The organism is Nitrincola salilacus (assembly GCF_046271865.1).
Taxonomy (GTDB): domain Bacteria; phylum Pseudomonadota; class Gammaproteobacteria; order Pseudomonadales; family Balneatricaceae; genus Nitrincola; species Nitrincola salilacus.
Genome location: NZ_CP176580.1, coordinates 1,667,631 through 1,682,213 on the forward strand (window position 1 = coordinate 1,667,631; position 14,583 = coordinate 1,682,213).

The window sequence follows — 14,583 nt, forward strand, 5'->3', positions numbered from 1 at the left end:
GTAAAACTCGGATATCAGGGCTGTTTGTATAGCGAGAGCAGAAGTCAGACATGAGTTTCAGTCCTTTGTTGGCGTGGCATGATGCAATTAATTCAGCCGTACCTGTCCTTTAGTACAGTGATCATTTTTTAACCAGCGATCAATAATTGATCAGAGGCTAAAGTGCGTCTTCGGTATTCACCCATTTCGCCTTGCCACAATCACAATAGTAAGAGGATTCAGTCATGAGTATTGCGATTGCAGTTGTCACGTCGGTCCAGGGAGACGTCTGGGCGCAAGCCGCCGATGGAACCTTAAGAGCCTTGCAGGCAGGTGACACGGTTTTCTCGGGTGAAACGATCGTGACGGAAACTGGCGCAGAAGTACTGCTGGATTTTGGCGGTGGTGACCCGGTTATTCTCGCAGGCGGTCAGACTATGCTTTTGACCGAGAGTATGGCAGCAGAAAGCCTTGCTTCGTCTGATGAAAATGTTGTCCAGGATCAGAGTATTGATGACCTTCTGGCTGCACTTGAAGGCGAAGGCGATCTGCTGGACGATCTCGAAGCGCCTGCTGCCGGAACTGAAGGAGGTGATGGCGGTGATGGCCATGGCTTTGTTCGACTGGATCGTATCAGTGAAACTGTTGGTGGCCAAGAGTACGCATTTGAAGGTACGGAAACAGATGGTTTTGAGCTGACGCCAGCACCTGCTGAAACTTTGGAGGAGCCAACCGAAGCTCCAACTGAGGCTCCAACAGAAGCCCCAACCGAAGCTCCAACCGAAGCTCCAACTGAGGCCCCAACCGAAGCTCCAACCGAAGCTCCAACCGAAGCTCCAACCGAAGCTCCAACCGAAGCTCCAACCGAAGCTCCAACTGAGGCTCCAACAGAAGCCCCAACCGAAGCTCCAACCGAAGCTCCAACTGAGGCTCCAACCGAAGCTCCAACCGAAGCTCCAACTGAGGCCCCAACCGAAGCTCCAACTGAGGCCCCAACCGAAGCGCCAACCGAAGCGCCAACCGAAGCGCCAACCGAAGCGCCAACCGAAGCTCCAACCGAAGCGCCAACCGAAGCTCCAACCGAAGCTCCAACCGAAGCTCCAACTGAGGCCCCAACCGAAGCTCCAACTGAGGCCCCAACCGAAGCGCCAACCGAAGCCCCAACTGAGGCTCCAACCGAAGCTCCGAATAACCCACCAGCTGCAGAGTCCGCATCTGTTTCAGTATCTGAAGAGGGGCTACCTGATGGTAATCCTGATTCAGTCGGTGATCCGGAAGATACAACCAACAGCACTACAGCCAGCGGCACTATTCAGTTGTCTGACCCAGATGGTGATGATCTGACAGTTACACTGGGAGCCCCAAGTGCAACCATCTCTTCTGGTGGTACTGAGGTTGTATGGACAGGTGATGGCACTAATGAGCTGATAGGCTTTGCCGGTCAAGATGAAGTGATCAGAGTCACCATCAATAACGCAGGTCAATTTGATGTTGCGCTGAGTGGCTCTGTAGATCACCCGGATACAACGGTTGAGGACATCATTCCACTGGTGTTTGATGTACATGTTTCTGATGGTGATTTGACTACAACAACATTCCTGACAGTGAATATCGAAGATGACTCACCGGTCATCGGGAGTATTGAGAATGCTTCACTGAGCGGTTTGCTAGCTGATGATCTGGAATTAAGCTTCACTTATGGTGGTGATGGCCCAGGGTCGCTGAGTCTGACGAACACAGGTACTGTTCTGGGCACTATTAATGGCTCTCAGGCTGCGTTGACATCTAACGGGCAAAGCCTGACTTACTACTGGGAGGGTGGTCAGTTAGTGGCTAAAAATGAGGATGGAAACTCTGTCTTCATAATTACCCCGGATGATGAAAATCAACAATATTCAGTGCAGTTGCTGGATCTGCTGGATCAGGCTATCACAACTGTTGAAACTCCATTTACCTGGAGTGGAAGTGGTAGCGGCGGTGGTAACGTTGTCACCTTCAATATTGATGGCAGCGATGCCCAAATGGTCTTTACAGCCAACGCTGACGGTAGCACTGGTAGTGTGAACTACTCAAACCAGGGGTTGGGTGTAAGTACGGGGGCGAAAATCGATCCTGATGAAGAATTAATTCTTGAAATTCAGGATGTTAATGGATCTCCATTAAATATCACTGAGTTCAGCTTCACTGCTGATCACTTGGATAATGGTGAAACATTGCGTTGGACCGCCTATGACATCGATGGCAATGTCGTCGGTACAGATGATGTCGCGGGTGTCGGCAGTGGGTCGAGCCCTAACTCTGATCAGGTGATAGATATTAATATTCCTGGCGGCTTCGCCAAGGTTGTCTTTGAGGATGTTACCCCGTCGGGCTCCAACGGCTACCGGATTCAGGACTTCTCAGGCAAATTTGTTGAAGTCTCGACAGAGCTGCAGGATATCACCATTGAGGTAGGTGTCAGTGCATCTGACTGGGATGAAGATGTTGATACTGCCAGCTTTGATGTGACCTTCACGGGTGAGGCGTTTGGTGAGCTGCTGAACCCACCAGCAATTGATCAGTGATACACTGAACAGTCATAGCTGAAAAATAACCCGGGGTCAGAAATGGCTCCGGGTTTTTGCATTCTGGTGTGTAATGCATGGATTTTCATGGCTATTTGTATAGCGGGAGCAGAAGTCAGCACCTATAATCGATATGAACGTTAGTGAGCTGTGTGCAGTATTGATTGTGAATCAATCAGCCACCTGGCAAACATTCTGCTTATGGATAACTTAATGTCGATATTTGTCAGTATTGCGTCTTTTTGTGATGAGAATTTGAAGTTTACGCTCAACTCTTTATGTGAAAGCGCGAGCGGAGAGCATGACATCTTTATCGGTGTTGTGGATCAGAATCATAGCTCAATTTCTGGCTGGCTTGAGGCGTTTGATAAAGAGAAGAGAGTCCGATATCTGCATGTTGACCCTTTTCATTCCAGAGGTGTGTGTTGGGCCAGAAGCCTTGCAGGGCAGCTTTATGACGGAGAGGACTATTTTCTTCAAATAGATTCTCATACTTTTTTCAAGCAGGATTGGGACAAAAAGTTGGTCGATGCGCTTAATAGTTTGCGTGTGATCAGTCCGAAACCGATTATCAGTACCTACCCGCCTCCATTTGATTTTGATGAAAAGGGCGTACCCTTCACTACACTGAAGCCCTCAAATCATATCTATTCCCTGCTCCCTAAAGAGGATCAGGTACTCACTGACGAGTCGTTGGTATTAAAGTTCCATGTCGTGCATATTCCAGATGCTGAGTACACAAGAGGCTTTCATCTTGCCGGTGGGTTTATTTTCACTCTCGGTAGTTTTGTTGAACAGATCCCCTATGATCCCAATCTGTATTTTCATGGGGAAGAGCAGTGTCTGGCTATCCGTGCTTATACACATGGCTGGGATATTTTTCACCCCAGACACGTCGATATTCCGCTTTTTCATCTATATAAAAAATCCGGTGAGTCCTACGAGTCACATCATTGGCGTAAGGATCTTGAGGAGAAGCGAACGGTCAAATGGACTCAACGCAGACAGAAAGCAACAGAGCGTTTGAGTGTGTTGATTCTACGTAATGGGCTGCCCGCTCCGTGGAATCTGGGTTCACAGCGAAGCGTGGAGCAGTTTTCACAGCTCAGCGGAATTGATTATCAGGCTAAAGAGATCCGGCCGACCGAGATTGAAAAAATCAGTCTGCAGGAGAAAACAGCATAGCGAAAACCGAATGAGGGCGTTCGCTATGCGCTTTTAATTACCCCAGCACATGCGCAATCTTGTGCACACTATCCTTTGCATCCCCAAACAGCATCCGCGTGTTCTCCTTATAGAACAGTGGGTTCTGCACGCCAGCATAGCCGGTTGCCATGCTTCGCTTGAGCACCACACACAGGCGCGCATTCCAGACTTCGAGTACTGGCATACCAGCGATCGGACTGTTGGGTCGTTCGATGGCGTCAGGGTTGACGATATCGTTGGCGCCGATCACCAGTACCACATCGGTATTCTTGAAGTCCTGGTTGATCTCGTCCATCTCCATGACGATATCATAGGGCACGTTAGCCTCAGCCAGCAGTACGTTCATATGGCCAGGCAGACGACCCGCTACCGGATGGATCGCAAAGCGTACCGTCTTGCCCTTTTTACGCAGAACGTCGGTCAGGTCGCTGACTGCGGTCTGGGCGGTGGCGACTGCCATGCCGAATCCTGGCACGATGATCACACTGTCGGCCGCATCCAGTGCATCGCCCAGCTCTTCAACGGTGGTGGCGATCACTTCGCCATGGTCCTCATCACCGCCTGCTGTGGAGGAGTCAGTACCGAATCCACCTAGTATCACACTGATGAATGATCGGTTCATGCCACGGCACATGATATAGGAGAGGATTGCACCGCTTGAACCGACCAGTGCGCCGACCACGATCAACAGATCGTTCGACAGCATGAAGCCTGTGGCTGCGGCTGCCCAGCCTGAATAGCTGTTGAGCATGGATATCACGACCGGCATATCGGCACCACCGATAGCCGCGATCAGATGGATACCCAACAGCAGTGCGATGATGGTCATCACCAGAATCAGGAAGGCAGCGCCGCCATTGGGTGACTGAGGCACCACGATAAACAGCATCAGCACAGTCACGATCAAGGCGACCAGATTCAGCAGATGACGCGCAGGCAGCGTCAGCGGTTTGCCGGAAATAAAGCCCTGCAGTTTGCCGAATGCGACTACTGAGCCGGTCAGGGTGATAGCGCCAATGAAAATACCCAGATAGATCTCGGTATTATGGATCACCATCGCTGAGCCGGTGTAATGAAAGTCAGGATCCAGATAGCTGCTCCAGCCGATCAGCACGGCGGCCAGACCGACGAAGCTGTGCAGTAGGGCAACCAGCTGCGGCATCGCGGTCATTTCGACACGATGTGCCAGGACGAGGCCAATCGCCGCGCCGATCGTCATCACCAGTGCGATCAGCCAGTAAGCCTGTACCGACGCGCTGAAGATGGTGGCGAGCACAGCCACCACCATACCGGTGACACCATACCAGTTACCGCGTTTGGCGGTTTCCTGTGAGCTCAGCCCTCCCAGGCTCAAAATGAACATCACGGCGGAAAAAAGGTACGCCATTGAGATAGTGCCTATCATTATGCTCTCCTTATTTCCGGAACATTTTCAGCATGCGGTGAGTGACATAAAAGCCACCGGCAATATTGATACTGGTAACAAACACGGCAATGGTGGCCAGTATCGGGACAATCACGCTACCCTCAACCGAGATCTGCAGCAAAGCCCCGACGATCACGATGCTGCTGATTGCATTGGTCACGCTCATCAACGGTGTATGCAAGCTGTGTTTCACGTTCCAGATCACCTGCCAGCCGATAAAAATGGCGAGCACAAAAATAAAGAAGTGAACGACAAAATCAGGTGGCGCGACTGATCCCAGAGAAAGCAGCAATACGCCGGCAATAGCCCAGTAAGCGGCGATGGTTTTGCCGGAAGCTTTTGGTTTCTCTTTTGGTTTCTCAATGGGTGGAGCTGCTGCCGCCGGTTTGGCGCCGCCATCCTGAGGTGCAGGGCGAACCGGCGGTGGCCAGGTGATCTCTCCCTGGTGCACGACCGTGAAACCGCGCTGCACTTCATCCTCCATATCCAGCAGAATTTCGCCATTGGATTCGGGTGTCAGGTCGCTCAGCAGGTGTACAAGGTTAGTTGAATAGAGCTGTGACGACTGAGCAGCAAGCCGCGCAGGCAGGTTGGTATAGCCGATGATGGTGACGCCATGTCGAACAACAACCTCGCCAGGCTCTGTCAGTTCACAGTTACCGCCATTGGCAGAGGCCAGATCCACAATGACACTGCCATCCTTCATCGATTCCACCATATCGGCCAGAATCAATTTCGGTGCCGGTTTGCCGGGAATGAGGGCAGTGGTGATGATGATATCGACCTCTTTCGCCTGCGCACGGAACAGGGCCATCTCAGCTTCGATGAACTCCTTGCTCATCTCCTTGGCATAACCACCGGCACCTGTGCCATCTTCATTGAAATCCAGTTCCAGAAACTCTGCGCCCATACTCTCGATCTGATCCTTGACTACCGGGCGGGTATCGAAGGCACGCACGATTGCACCCATCGATTTGGCTGTGCCGATGGCAGCCAGACCTGCTACACCAGCACCAATGATCATTACCTTCGCAGGCGGGACCTTACCTGCCGCAGTGATCTGGCCTGTAAAAAAGCGCCCAAACACGTTGGCAGCTTCTATCACGGCGCGATAACCCGCAATATTGGCCTGCGAGCTGAGTGCATCCATCTTCTGTGAACGTGAAATACGGGGGACTGCATCGATGGCAAAGGCGGTAACGCCTCTATCGGCAAGCTTCTGCAGCATTTCAGGGTTGAGCGCCGGTTGCAGAAAACTGACAAAGTAGGTGCCTGGTTTCATCAGGGCCACTTCATCACCGTTTTTCAGGTCAGGGCGAATCTGAGGGGCGTTCACCTTGAACAGAATATCAGCTCGAGTATAGGTTTTGGCCGGTGTGGTGATCTCGGCGCCTGCGGCTTCATAGGCTTCATCAGTGAAGTGAGCTGTGGCACCTGCGCCTCGTTCAACCACAACCGAGTAGCCCAGTTTGATCAGTTTGGCGACTGTATCTGGGGTGGCGGCGACACGGGTTTCGTTTTTACTGGTTTCCTTGGGGATAGCAACGGTTAATGGCATGCAGTAGCTCCCATACTGGCGACGAAGGAGGCCCTTGTCTTTCAGCATCAGATGTTATTTTTGTTGGTGATAGCCGGTCGTATCGGGTGCGCTTGTTCCTGGGAGGAACCGTTCAGCACCGGGTTGCATGATAAGCGTTGTACATAACGTCAGGATTAGCAAGTATTTTGTTGAAACAGAGGTGCGAGAGAGGTGCGAGAGGTCGGTACAAGAAAAGAGCAGGTCGGCTGCATTAGGGGTTACAGCCGGAACCTGCATGTGGCAGAGGGAGTGATCAGTTCAGCTGTTGCTGCAGGAAGGTCAGGACCTGATCAACAGCGATATCCTGAGATTCGCTGTCACGACGACCTTTATATTCCAGTTGACCGTTACCCAGACCACGCTCAGAGATCACCACGCGATGCGGAACACCAACCAGCTCCATATCCGCAAACTTGACGCCGGGGCGCTCTTTACGATCATCCAGCAGCACATCAATACCGGCCGCCTGAAGCTGGGCATACAGTTCATCTGCCTTCACTTGAACGGCTTCAGATTTATCGTAGTTCAGCGGGATCAGTGCGACGGTGAAAGGAGCCAGCGCCAATGGCCAGATGATGCCGTTATCATCATGGTTCTGCTCAATGGATGCAGCGACCACACGGGTGACACCGATACCGTAGCAGCCCATCTCCATGATAGCGGCTTTACCGTTCTCATCCAGTACGGTTGCATTCATGGCACTGGAATAGCTGTTGCCGAGCTGGAAGACGTGGCCGACTTCGATGCCGCGCTTGATCTCCAGCTTGCCTTCACCACAGGGGCTCGGATCACCGGCTACAACATTACGCAGATCGGCGACTTCGGGCAGTGGCAGGTCTCGCTCCCAGTTGATGCCGAAATAGTGCTTGTCATCAATATTGGCACCGGCACCGAAGTCTGCCATTTTCGCTACGGTACGGTCGATGATCACCGGAATCGGCATGTTGATTGGGCCAAGTGAACCTGGGCCTGCACCGATGATCGGGCGGAACTGATCTTCGGTAGCGAACTGAAGGGGGGCTGCTACTTGTGGTAGTTTTTCAGCTTTGACTTCATTCAGTTCATGATCGCCACGGATCAGCAGCGCGACAAAATCAGCGTCCACTTCGTCACTTGCCAGCACGATCAGGGTCTTGATCGTTTTCTCGATCGGCAGATCGAACTGTTCGACCAGTTGCGCGATCGTTTTGGCATCAGGCGTATCCACCAGACGCAACTCTTCAGAAGGCGCAGCGCGTTCTCCGGCTGGTGCAACCGCTTCTGCCTTCTCAATATTGGCGGCGTAGCTGCTGCTGTCCGAGAAAGCGATATCATCTTCGCCAGAGGAGGCCAGGACATGGAACTCATGCGATGAGTTGCCGCCGATTGAGCCGTTGTCAGCCAGTACAGGGCGGAAATCCAGACCCAGACGGGTAAAGATACGCACGTAGGCTTCATACATCCTGTCGTAAGTTTCCTGCAACGACTCGCGGTTGCTGTGGAAGGAGTAGGCATCCTTCATAATGAATTCACGTGAGCGCATGACACCAAAGCGTGGGCGTATCTCATCACGGAATTTTGTCTGTATCTGATAGAAGTTGGCAGGGAGCTGCTTATAGCTCTTGATCTCACGACGTATCATGTCGGTGATCACCTCTTCATGTGTCGGACCGACGCAAAAATCGCGGTCATGGCGATCCTTCAGGCGCAGCAGTTCAGGGCCATACTTTTCCCAGCGGCCTGATTCCTGCCACAGCTCTGCCGGCTGAATGGCTGGCATCAACACTTCCAGAGCGCCTGCGGCTTCCATCTCTTCGCGAACAATACGCTCAACCTTGCGCAGCGTCCGCAGGCCCATCGGCAACCAGGTATAGAGGCCTGATGCCAGTTTGCGGATCATGCCGGCACGCAACATCAGCTGATGGCTGATCACTTCGGCATCGGTGGGGGTTTCTTTGAGGGTAGAGATCAGGAATTGACTCGCACGCATTATCTGGGATCCGTATTAGACGAAAAATAGCCCCCATTTTAGGGGGCTATCGAAGCGGTAACAAGTCGTAGTTGATTTTCTGCCCAATAGAAGCTGGATATCAGGCCGCAGCATGACCCTGTTGTTCCATAAAAGTGATCAGCTCATTGATCTGACGTTCGTTGAAAACCGGAATCCCGTTACGAATCAGCTCGGCTGCAGCAACGCCCGGCGCATCGGTCAGTTTGCCGGAGAAACTGCCGTCATAGATCTGCTTGTTACCACAGGAGGGGCTGCGCGATTTCATCAGTGCGCAGCAGCAGTTGTGTTTGCGTGCCAGCTCCAGCGCGGCCTCGGCACCAGCGAGATACTGCGGGGTGACATCTTCACCTTCGCTGGTCTGTATCAGAATAGGAAACCGTGATTGTGTTTCGGCGGGCGGACGAGGGGTAGGGAGTCCTCCCAGCACCTCAGGGCATGCCATCACAATGCGGCCCTCTTCCTTCCATTTTTTCAGTGCAGGGTGGTCCAGAAGACTATGTTTGCCATCATAACGGACTCTTTCGCCCATGAAGCAGGCACTGACCAGAATATTACCCATAACGCTTAAGCTCTTGATTGGTGATTTTTATTATTATCCGCTGCAAATTTTACCGTCTTATTGCATGGCTGGCGAATTTTGTGCGCATTGTGCTGCAAAAGAGTGTTGTCGTAAAGTCTGATAAGTGATATTACTTAGGGGATAACCCTAATCGCTTATATCTAATCGCTTATATCTAATAACAACAAGCTGTACAGGATGTACGTCAGGCCGAGGGCGCTGGATGTACACGTGCGGCAAGCAGAGGATTTTCAGCATGAGTACAGAGGCATATTCAGCTTTTTATGCCAGATTCAATCCGGAGCAACTGGCGGCCGAGGTGCTGCAGGGGAGTCTGGACACGGGGCTCAACGTCTGTGTCGAGATCTGCGACAAGTGGGCGAGTGATCCCGATCGAGTAGCTTTGTACTATGAGGGGGTAGAGCGCCCGGCTCAGGCTCTGACTTTTGCGCAGCTGCAAACCTCAGCCGCCCGTTTTGCCAACTATCTCAAGTCCCAGGGTATCGGAAAGGGCGATAGAGTTTCCGCTTTGCTACCTCGCTGTCCTGAATTGTTGATCGTGATTCTTGGTACGCTTCGTGCCGGTGCCGTGTATCAACCTTTGTTCACAGCCTTCGGCTCTGGTGCCATCGCCTATCGTTTCGAGCGCGCGGATACGCGTCTGGTCGTCACGGATAGTGCCAACCGCAGCAAACTTGATGGCGTGAAGGATTGCCCGACGATACTCAGAGTGACAGAAGAGGGAGCCGCTACCCATGAGGATGCTGACTTCCATGCCCAGTTGCAGCAGCAATCCGACCAGTTTGAACCGGTGATGATCGCAGGTGATGACCCCTTCCTGCAGATGTTCACGTCGGGTACTGTGGGTAAGGCCAAAGGGGTGGCTGTGCCTGCCAGAGCCTTGCTCTCCTTTTATGTCTACATGAAGTATGCGTTGGATCTGCGCCCGGAAGACAAATTCTGGAATGTGGCGGATCCCGGCTGGGCTTATGGCCTCTATTATGCTGTGACCGGCCCGCTGTTGTTGGGGCATGCCACGCATTTCAATGAGCATGGTTTCACGCCTGATACGACCTACGAGATGATTCGTAAGTACGGTATCACCAATCTGGCGGCTGCGCCGACCGCCTATCGACTGCTGATGGTAAACGATCATCTGTTGCCGGAAGGGGAGAGCATGGGGCTGCGAGTAGCCAGCAGTGCCGGTGAGCCTTTAAATCCCGAAGTGGTGAGCTGGGTAAAACGTCGCTTGGGCTGCCCGGTCATGGATCAGTATGGCCAGACTGAAACCGGTATGACCTGCTGCAACCATCACGCTCTTGAACACCTGGAACGTGCCGGTTCGATGGGCTATTCCATGCCCGGACATCGCGTTGTGGCACTTAATGGTGCTTATGAGGAGATCGAAGCGGGCGAAACAGGCCAACTGGCGGTGGATGTACAGTCTTCACCACTCTTCTTTTTTGATGGTTATACCTGGGGCGAGAAAGATCCTTTTCAGGGGCGCTACTATCTGACCGGTGATGTGGTGATCTCTCACGGTGATGGCAGCTTCTCTTTCTCGGGTCGGGACGACGATATCATCACTACCGCAGGATATCGTGTCGGGCCTGCCGATGTTGAGAGTACTCTGCTGGAGCATCCGGCGGTGGCCGAATCCGGCGTAGTGGGTAAGCCAGATCCTCAGCGGGGGGCTATCATCAAGGCGTATGTCGTGATCAAGCCAATGTACGATGCCGATGATTCACTCAAGCAATCGTTGCAGACGCTGGTACGTGAAAGGCTGTCAACCCATGCGTTTCCTCGCGAAGTCGAGTTTGTAACGGAGCTGCCGAAAACTCCCAGCGGGAAAATTCAGCGCTTTATTCTGCGTAACCGCGCCCGTGAAGAGTTTGATCAGGCGATCTGAGGAGCAAACCTATGAAAATGGATCTGCAGGCATTGCAGACATTTCTGGCCGAGCAGTTCCCCCAGGGGGCTCGCTTTGGTCAGATAGAAGCAGCAGGGGATGGTTGGGCGCACTTCAGGCTGCCGATCAGCGATGAGCATCTGCGCCCCGGTGCTACCGTATCCGGTCCCTCTCTGATGGCGTTGGCAGATGTCGCCCTGTACGGTGCGCTGTTGAGTCGGATAGGGCCAGTAGCACTGGCGGTCACTATTAATCTGAATATCAATTTTCTACGCAAGCCTTCGCCTGAAAGGGATATTCTGGCCAAGGCCAGTATGCTCAAGGTGGGGCGTCGGCTGGGAATGGGGGAGGTTTATCTCTATTCTGATGGTAGTGATGACCCGGTTGCCCACGCCACTCTGACCTATTCTATTCCGGAGCATTGATGATGACACCGGTGGTACGAGACTATCCCGTTCAGTTGAGCCCGGAGGTGCAGCTTCAGGTTCGTCATATCGAGCGGGTCGGTGGTGGGCCGACGCTGGTGCTGCTGCATGAAGCGCTAGGCAATATCGCGCTATGGCGCGGTTTTCCCGAGCAAATCAGCGAGGCAACAGGGCTGGATGTGCTGGTATATGAGCGGCTTGGCTATGGCGCTTCAACCCCGATCACGCTACCCCGACCGGATGATTATCTGGAGCAGGAAGGGCGCATCTGGCTGCCGAAGCTGCTGGATGCACTTGAGATGGAACAGGCGATACTGCTGGGCCACAGTGATGGCGGCTCGGTTGCACTGGTGGGCGCAGCGGTGTCACCCCGTGTCATCGGGTTGATCACCATGGCGGCCCATATTCAGGTGGATAATCTGACGCTGGCAGGGATAAGACAAACCCTTGAGCGTTACCAGAACTCCGATCTGCCGGAGCGTCTGGCGCGTTACCATGGTGATCGTACCGATCTACTGTTCCGCGCCTGGTATGAAACTTGGCTGCGGGATAGTTTTCAGACCTCGTTCGACCTGACCCCCTGGCTTGGGCAGATTGGCTGCCCCGCATTGATCATGCAAGGGCAGAAGGACAGTTATGGCCTGCCGGAACAGGTGGCAGAGATTGCCCGTGGCATCGGCCAGCAGGCAACGCCTCATTTCATTCCTGAGTGCGGCCACAGTCCTCATCTGGAGCAGCCAGAGATCTGTCTTGAAGAGATTCGGCGTTTTATTCTGGCGCTTTGATATCGGCGCTCATACGCACCAGTTGTGCCAGGTTATCCGCACGCATCTTGCTCATCACTCGTGAACGGTGCACCTCCACCGTTTTCGGGCTGATACCCAGAATATCCGCGATCTCTCGGTTAGCCTTGCCGTTCACCACCAGTTGCATCACTTCGCGCTCACGCTGGCTCAAGCTATCGTAGCGAGCCTGTACCTGACGTTGCTGACGCAGTTGCTGAAAACGTTTTTCCGCCTCCTGCAGCCCCTTGTTGATCAGCTTAAGCATCTGCTGCTCATCAAACGGCTTTTCGATGAAATCCACAGCGCCGTTCTTCATCGCGTTCACCGCCATCGGGACATCCCCGTGCCCGCTGATCACAATGATCGGCAGCAGTATCTCCCGATCCTTCATGATCTGCTGCAGCGCCAGGCCGTTTATCTCCGGCATGCGCACATCCAGCAGCATGCAGCCCTGTCTGCCGTCATACTCCTCGAGAAATTCCCGTGCAGAGGCAAAGGCTTCAACCGGGTAGTCGGAAGACTCCAGCAGCCACTTCACCGATTCGCGAAAGTCATCGTCATCATCGACGATAAACACTGATTCCTGAGCTGATGTATTCATGTTGATGCCCTTTGTGTTGTATGCGTATATTTTTCTTATTCGCCGCTCTTTAATGGCAGCTTGAAATGAAATCGGGTGCCCGATGTCGGATCGCTCTCGGCCCAGAGTTGGCCCCCGTGTTGTTCTATGATGGTGCGCGAGATTGATAACCCCATGCCAAGACCATTCGCCTTGGTCGTCATGAAAGGCTCGAACAATCCCTGCAATCGCTCTTCAGAGATACCGCAGGCCTTGTCAATCACACTGACCTGCAGGTGCTGGTCCTGTTGTTTTGTCTGGATAATGACCTGACGCTCGCGTCCCTGCTGTTTATCGTAAGCTTCAATCGCATTCCTGACCAGATTGAGCAGCACCTGTTCGATCTGAACCCGGTCGGCCTCCACCATCAGATTGCCTTCAAAACGGAATTTGAATTTGATGTGGTAGTCACTGGCCTCCTGATGCAGGAAGCGAATGACCTCCTCACAGGTCTCATTGATCGGAAACAGAATACGCTGATAGTCGGTGCGACGGACAAAACGTCTAATCCGTTTGATGATCTCTGCGGATCGGTGCGCCTGACGTGAAATCAACTCCATCGCCTGGGCGACTTCGCTCACTTCGCGGATCTTGCCCTCTTCGATACGTCGTTGAGTTCCGTTGCAGTAGTTCAGAATGGCGGCAAGGGGTTGATTGATCTCGTGCGCCAGTTCGGTGGCCATCTCGCCGACCGACAGCACCCGCGACATGTGCGCCATCTCCAGTTGTTGACGCTTGGACTGCTCCTCGGCCTTGCGCTGCAGAGTGATATCGCGCCCGATAATGGAGTAGTACTCCACCTGTCGATTACCATTACGGCTGCGATGCGCGATGATCTCACGTAGCTCAGCGACCCGCTCCAGGCTGCCGGGCGGTAACAGAGGAATGCTGCCGTACCAGACACCATGCAACGCAGCGTGTTGCAGCGCCGGTTCGATCATCTCCTGCAGAATCTGCTTTGGGAAGAGCTGGTCCAGATAGAGCACGACCGGGTTTTCCTGCTCCCAGCCGAGAGTCCGGTAGGCTGATTCGTTGATATAGGTGAGCTGATGTGTGCGATGGTTGCAGAACAGGATCATATCCGAGGCTGCTTCGACCACGCGAGCGAGGCGACGGGTAGATTGCTGAGCCAGCTCCCGTTCAGTGATATCGCGTGAAACGCAGATCACCTCCAACGGTTTGCCATCTTCATCACGGATGGTGCGACTGGTGGTTTCCAGCCAGATGTAATGCCCATTTTTGTGTCGATATCGGTAGGTATTGGTGTACATGCCGCGGCTGTAACGAACGCTGTCGGCGCGTTTCTTAAGATTATCGGCATCGTCGGGATGAAATAGCGCATAGCCTGACATACCGATGATCTCATCCACCCGATAGCCGAGAATGCGCTCGACCGCCGGGCTGACATCAATATAGGTCCAGTCGGGCGTCGCGGCATTGCGTGAGATCATATCAGTGGACTGCTCAGCCAACAGACGATAGCGATCCGCCTTGCGGCGACACTCCGCCAGTTCCTGTTCCAGTTCGCTGATACGGTCCACG

11 protein-coding genes are annotated in these 14,583 nt (G+C 53.3%); 5 read left to right on the plus strand and 6 right to left on the minus strand.

Annotated elements, in window-relative coordinates; translation table 11 throughout:
- Positions 1–224 precede the first annotated feature (224 nt).
- Positions 225–2,543, plus strand: coding sequence for a retention module-containing protein (locus tag ACK3CJ_RS07815; RefSeq protein ID WP_409525874.1), 2,319 nt, complete (start codon positions 225–227; stop codon positions 2,541–2,543).
- Between the two features lie 213 nt (positions 2,544–2,756).
- Complete coding sequence (locus ACK3CJ_RS07820) at positions 2,757–3,728, plus strand: GlcNAc-transferase family protein (protein ID WP_409525875.1); 972 nt, start codon at positions 2,757–2,759, stop codon at positions 3,726–3,728.
- Between the two features lie 37 nt (positions 3,729–3,765).
- On the opposite strand, the gene pntB is transcribed toward ACK3CJ_RS07820, so the two are convergent.
- The 4 genes from pntB to ACK3CJ_RS07840 form a co-directional block, all read right to left on the minus strand.
- Positions 3,766–5,154, minus strand: coding sequence for a Re/Si-specific NAD(P)(+) transhydrogenase subunit beta (gene pntB / locus ACK3CJ_RS07825; RefSeq protein ID WP_409525876.1), 1,389 nt, complete (start codon positions 5,152–5,154; stop codon positions 3,766–3,768).
- A 10-nt stretch (positions 5,155–5,164) separates the two neighbouring features.
- Positions 5,165–6,733, minus strand: a complete 1,569-nt coding sequence (locus tag ACK3CJ_RS07830) for a Re/Si-specific NAD(P)(+) transhydrogenase subunit alpha (protein WP_409525877.1) — start codon at positions 6,731–6,733, stop codon at positions 5,165–5,167.
- Between the two features lie 274 nt (positions 6,734–7,007).
- Complete coding sequence (locus ACK3CJ_RS07835) at positions 7,008–8,723, minus strand: proline--tRNA ligase (RefSeq protein WP_409525878.1); 1,716 nt, start codon at positions 8,721–8,723, stop codon at positions 7,008–7,010.
- Between the two features lie 100 nt (positions 8,724–8,823).
- Positions 8,824–9,303: a DUF523 domain-containing protein gene (locus ACK3CJ_RS07840; protein ID WP_409525879.1), complete on the minus strand. Its 480-nt coding sequence runs from the start codon at positions 9,301–9,303 to the stop codon at positions 8,824–8,826.
- Positions 9,304–9,559: 256 nt separating this feature from the next.
- Here ACK3CJ_RS07840 and ACK3CJ_RS07845 point away from each other — a divergent pair, with 256 nt between their 5' ends.
- Genes ACK3CJ_RS07845 through ACK3CJ_RS07855 form a run of 3 tightly spaced genes read left to right on the plus strand, consistent with a single transcriptional unit; the run spans position 9,560 to position 12,422 of the window.
- A complete protein-coding gene (locus ACK3CJ_RS07845; RefSeq protein ID WP_409525880.1) occupies positions 9,560–11,212 on the plus strand; it encodes an AMP-binding protein in 1,653 nt (550 codons plus the stop codon).
- An 11-nt stretch (positions 11,213–11,223) separates the two neighbouring features.
- Positions 11,224–11,637: a PaaI family thioesterase gene (locus ACK3CJ_RS07850; protein WP_409525881.1), complete on the plus strand. Its 414-nt coding sequence runs from the start codon at positions 11,224–11,226 to the stop codon at positions 11,635–11,637.
- On the plus strand, positions 11,637–12,422 hold the full coding sequence (locus ACK3CJ_RS07855) for an alpha/beta fold hydrolase (RefSeq protein WP_409525882.1): 786 nt from the start codon (positions 11,637–11,639) through the stop codon (positions 12,420–12,422). The genes ACK3CJ_RS07850 and ACK3CJ_RS07855 overlap by 1 nt, the downstream gene beginning before the upstream one ends.
- Here ACK3CJ_RS07855 and ACK3CJ_RS07860 read toward each other — a convergent pair.
- Positions 12,406–13,023, minus strand: a complete 618-nt coding sequence (locus ACK3CJ_RS07860) for a response regulator transcription factor (protein WP_409525883.1) — start codon at positions 13,021–13,023, stop codon at positions 12,406–12,408. The two genes, ACK3CJ_RS07855 and ACK3CJ_RS07860, sit on opposite strands and share 17 nt — an antisense overlap.
- 35 nt (positions 13,024–13,058) lie before the next feature.
- Positions 13,059–14,582 (minus strand): PAS domain-containing sensor histidine kinase, encoded by a 1,524-nt coding sequence (locus tag ACK3CJ_RS07865; protein WP_409525884.1) that lies wholly within the window; start codon positions 14,580–14,582, stop codon positions 13,059–13,061.
- Position 14,583 lies beyond the last annotated feature (1 nt).

Excerpts from the sequence above, each read along its gene's own strand:
- ACK3CJ_RS07815 (WP_409525874.1), top strand. The coding sequence starts at position 225 with ATGAGTATTGCGATTGCAGTTGTCACGTCGGTCCAGGGAGACGTCTGG.
- ACK3CJ_RS07820 (WP_409525875.1), top strand. The coding sequence starts at position 2,757 with ATGTCGATATTTGTCAGTATTGCGTCTTTTTGTGATGAGAATTTGAAG.
- pntB (WP_409525876.1), bottom strand. The coding sequence starts at position 5,154 with ATGATAGGCACTATCTCAATGGCGTACCTTTTTTCCGCCGTGATGTTC.
- ACK3CJ_RS07830 (WP_409525877.1), bottom strand. The coding sequence starts at position 6,733 with ATGCCATTAACCGTTGCTATCCCCAAGGAAACCAGTAAAAACGAAACC.
- ACK3CJ_RS07835 (WP_409525878.1), bottom strand. The coding sequence starts at position 8,723 with ATGCGTGCGAGTCAATTCCTGATCTCTACCCTCAAAGAAACCCCCACC.
- ACK3CJ_RS07840 (WP_409525879.1), bottom strand. The coding sequence starts at position 9,303 with ATGGGTAATATTCTGGTCAGTGCCTGCTTCATGGGCGAAAGAGTCCGT.
- ACK3CJ_RS07845 (WP_409525880.1), top strand. The coding sequence starts at position 9,560 with ATGAGTACAGAGGCATATTCAGCTTTTTATGCCAGATTCAATCCGGAG.
- ACK3CJ_RS07850 (WP_409525881.1), top strand. The coding sequence starts at position 11,224 with ATGAAAATGGATCTGCAGGCATTGCAGACATTTCTGGCCGAGCAGTTC.
- ACK3CJ_RS07855 (WP_409525882.1), top strand. The coding sequence starts at position 11,637 with ATGATGACACCGGTGGTACGAGACTATCCCGTTCAGTTGAGCCCGGAG.
- ACK3CJ_RS07860 (WP_409525883.1), bottom strand. The coding sequence starts at position 13,023 with ATGAATACATCAGCTCAGGAATCAGTGTTTATCGTCGATGATGACGAT.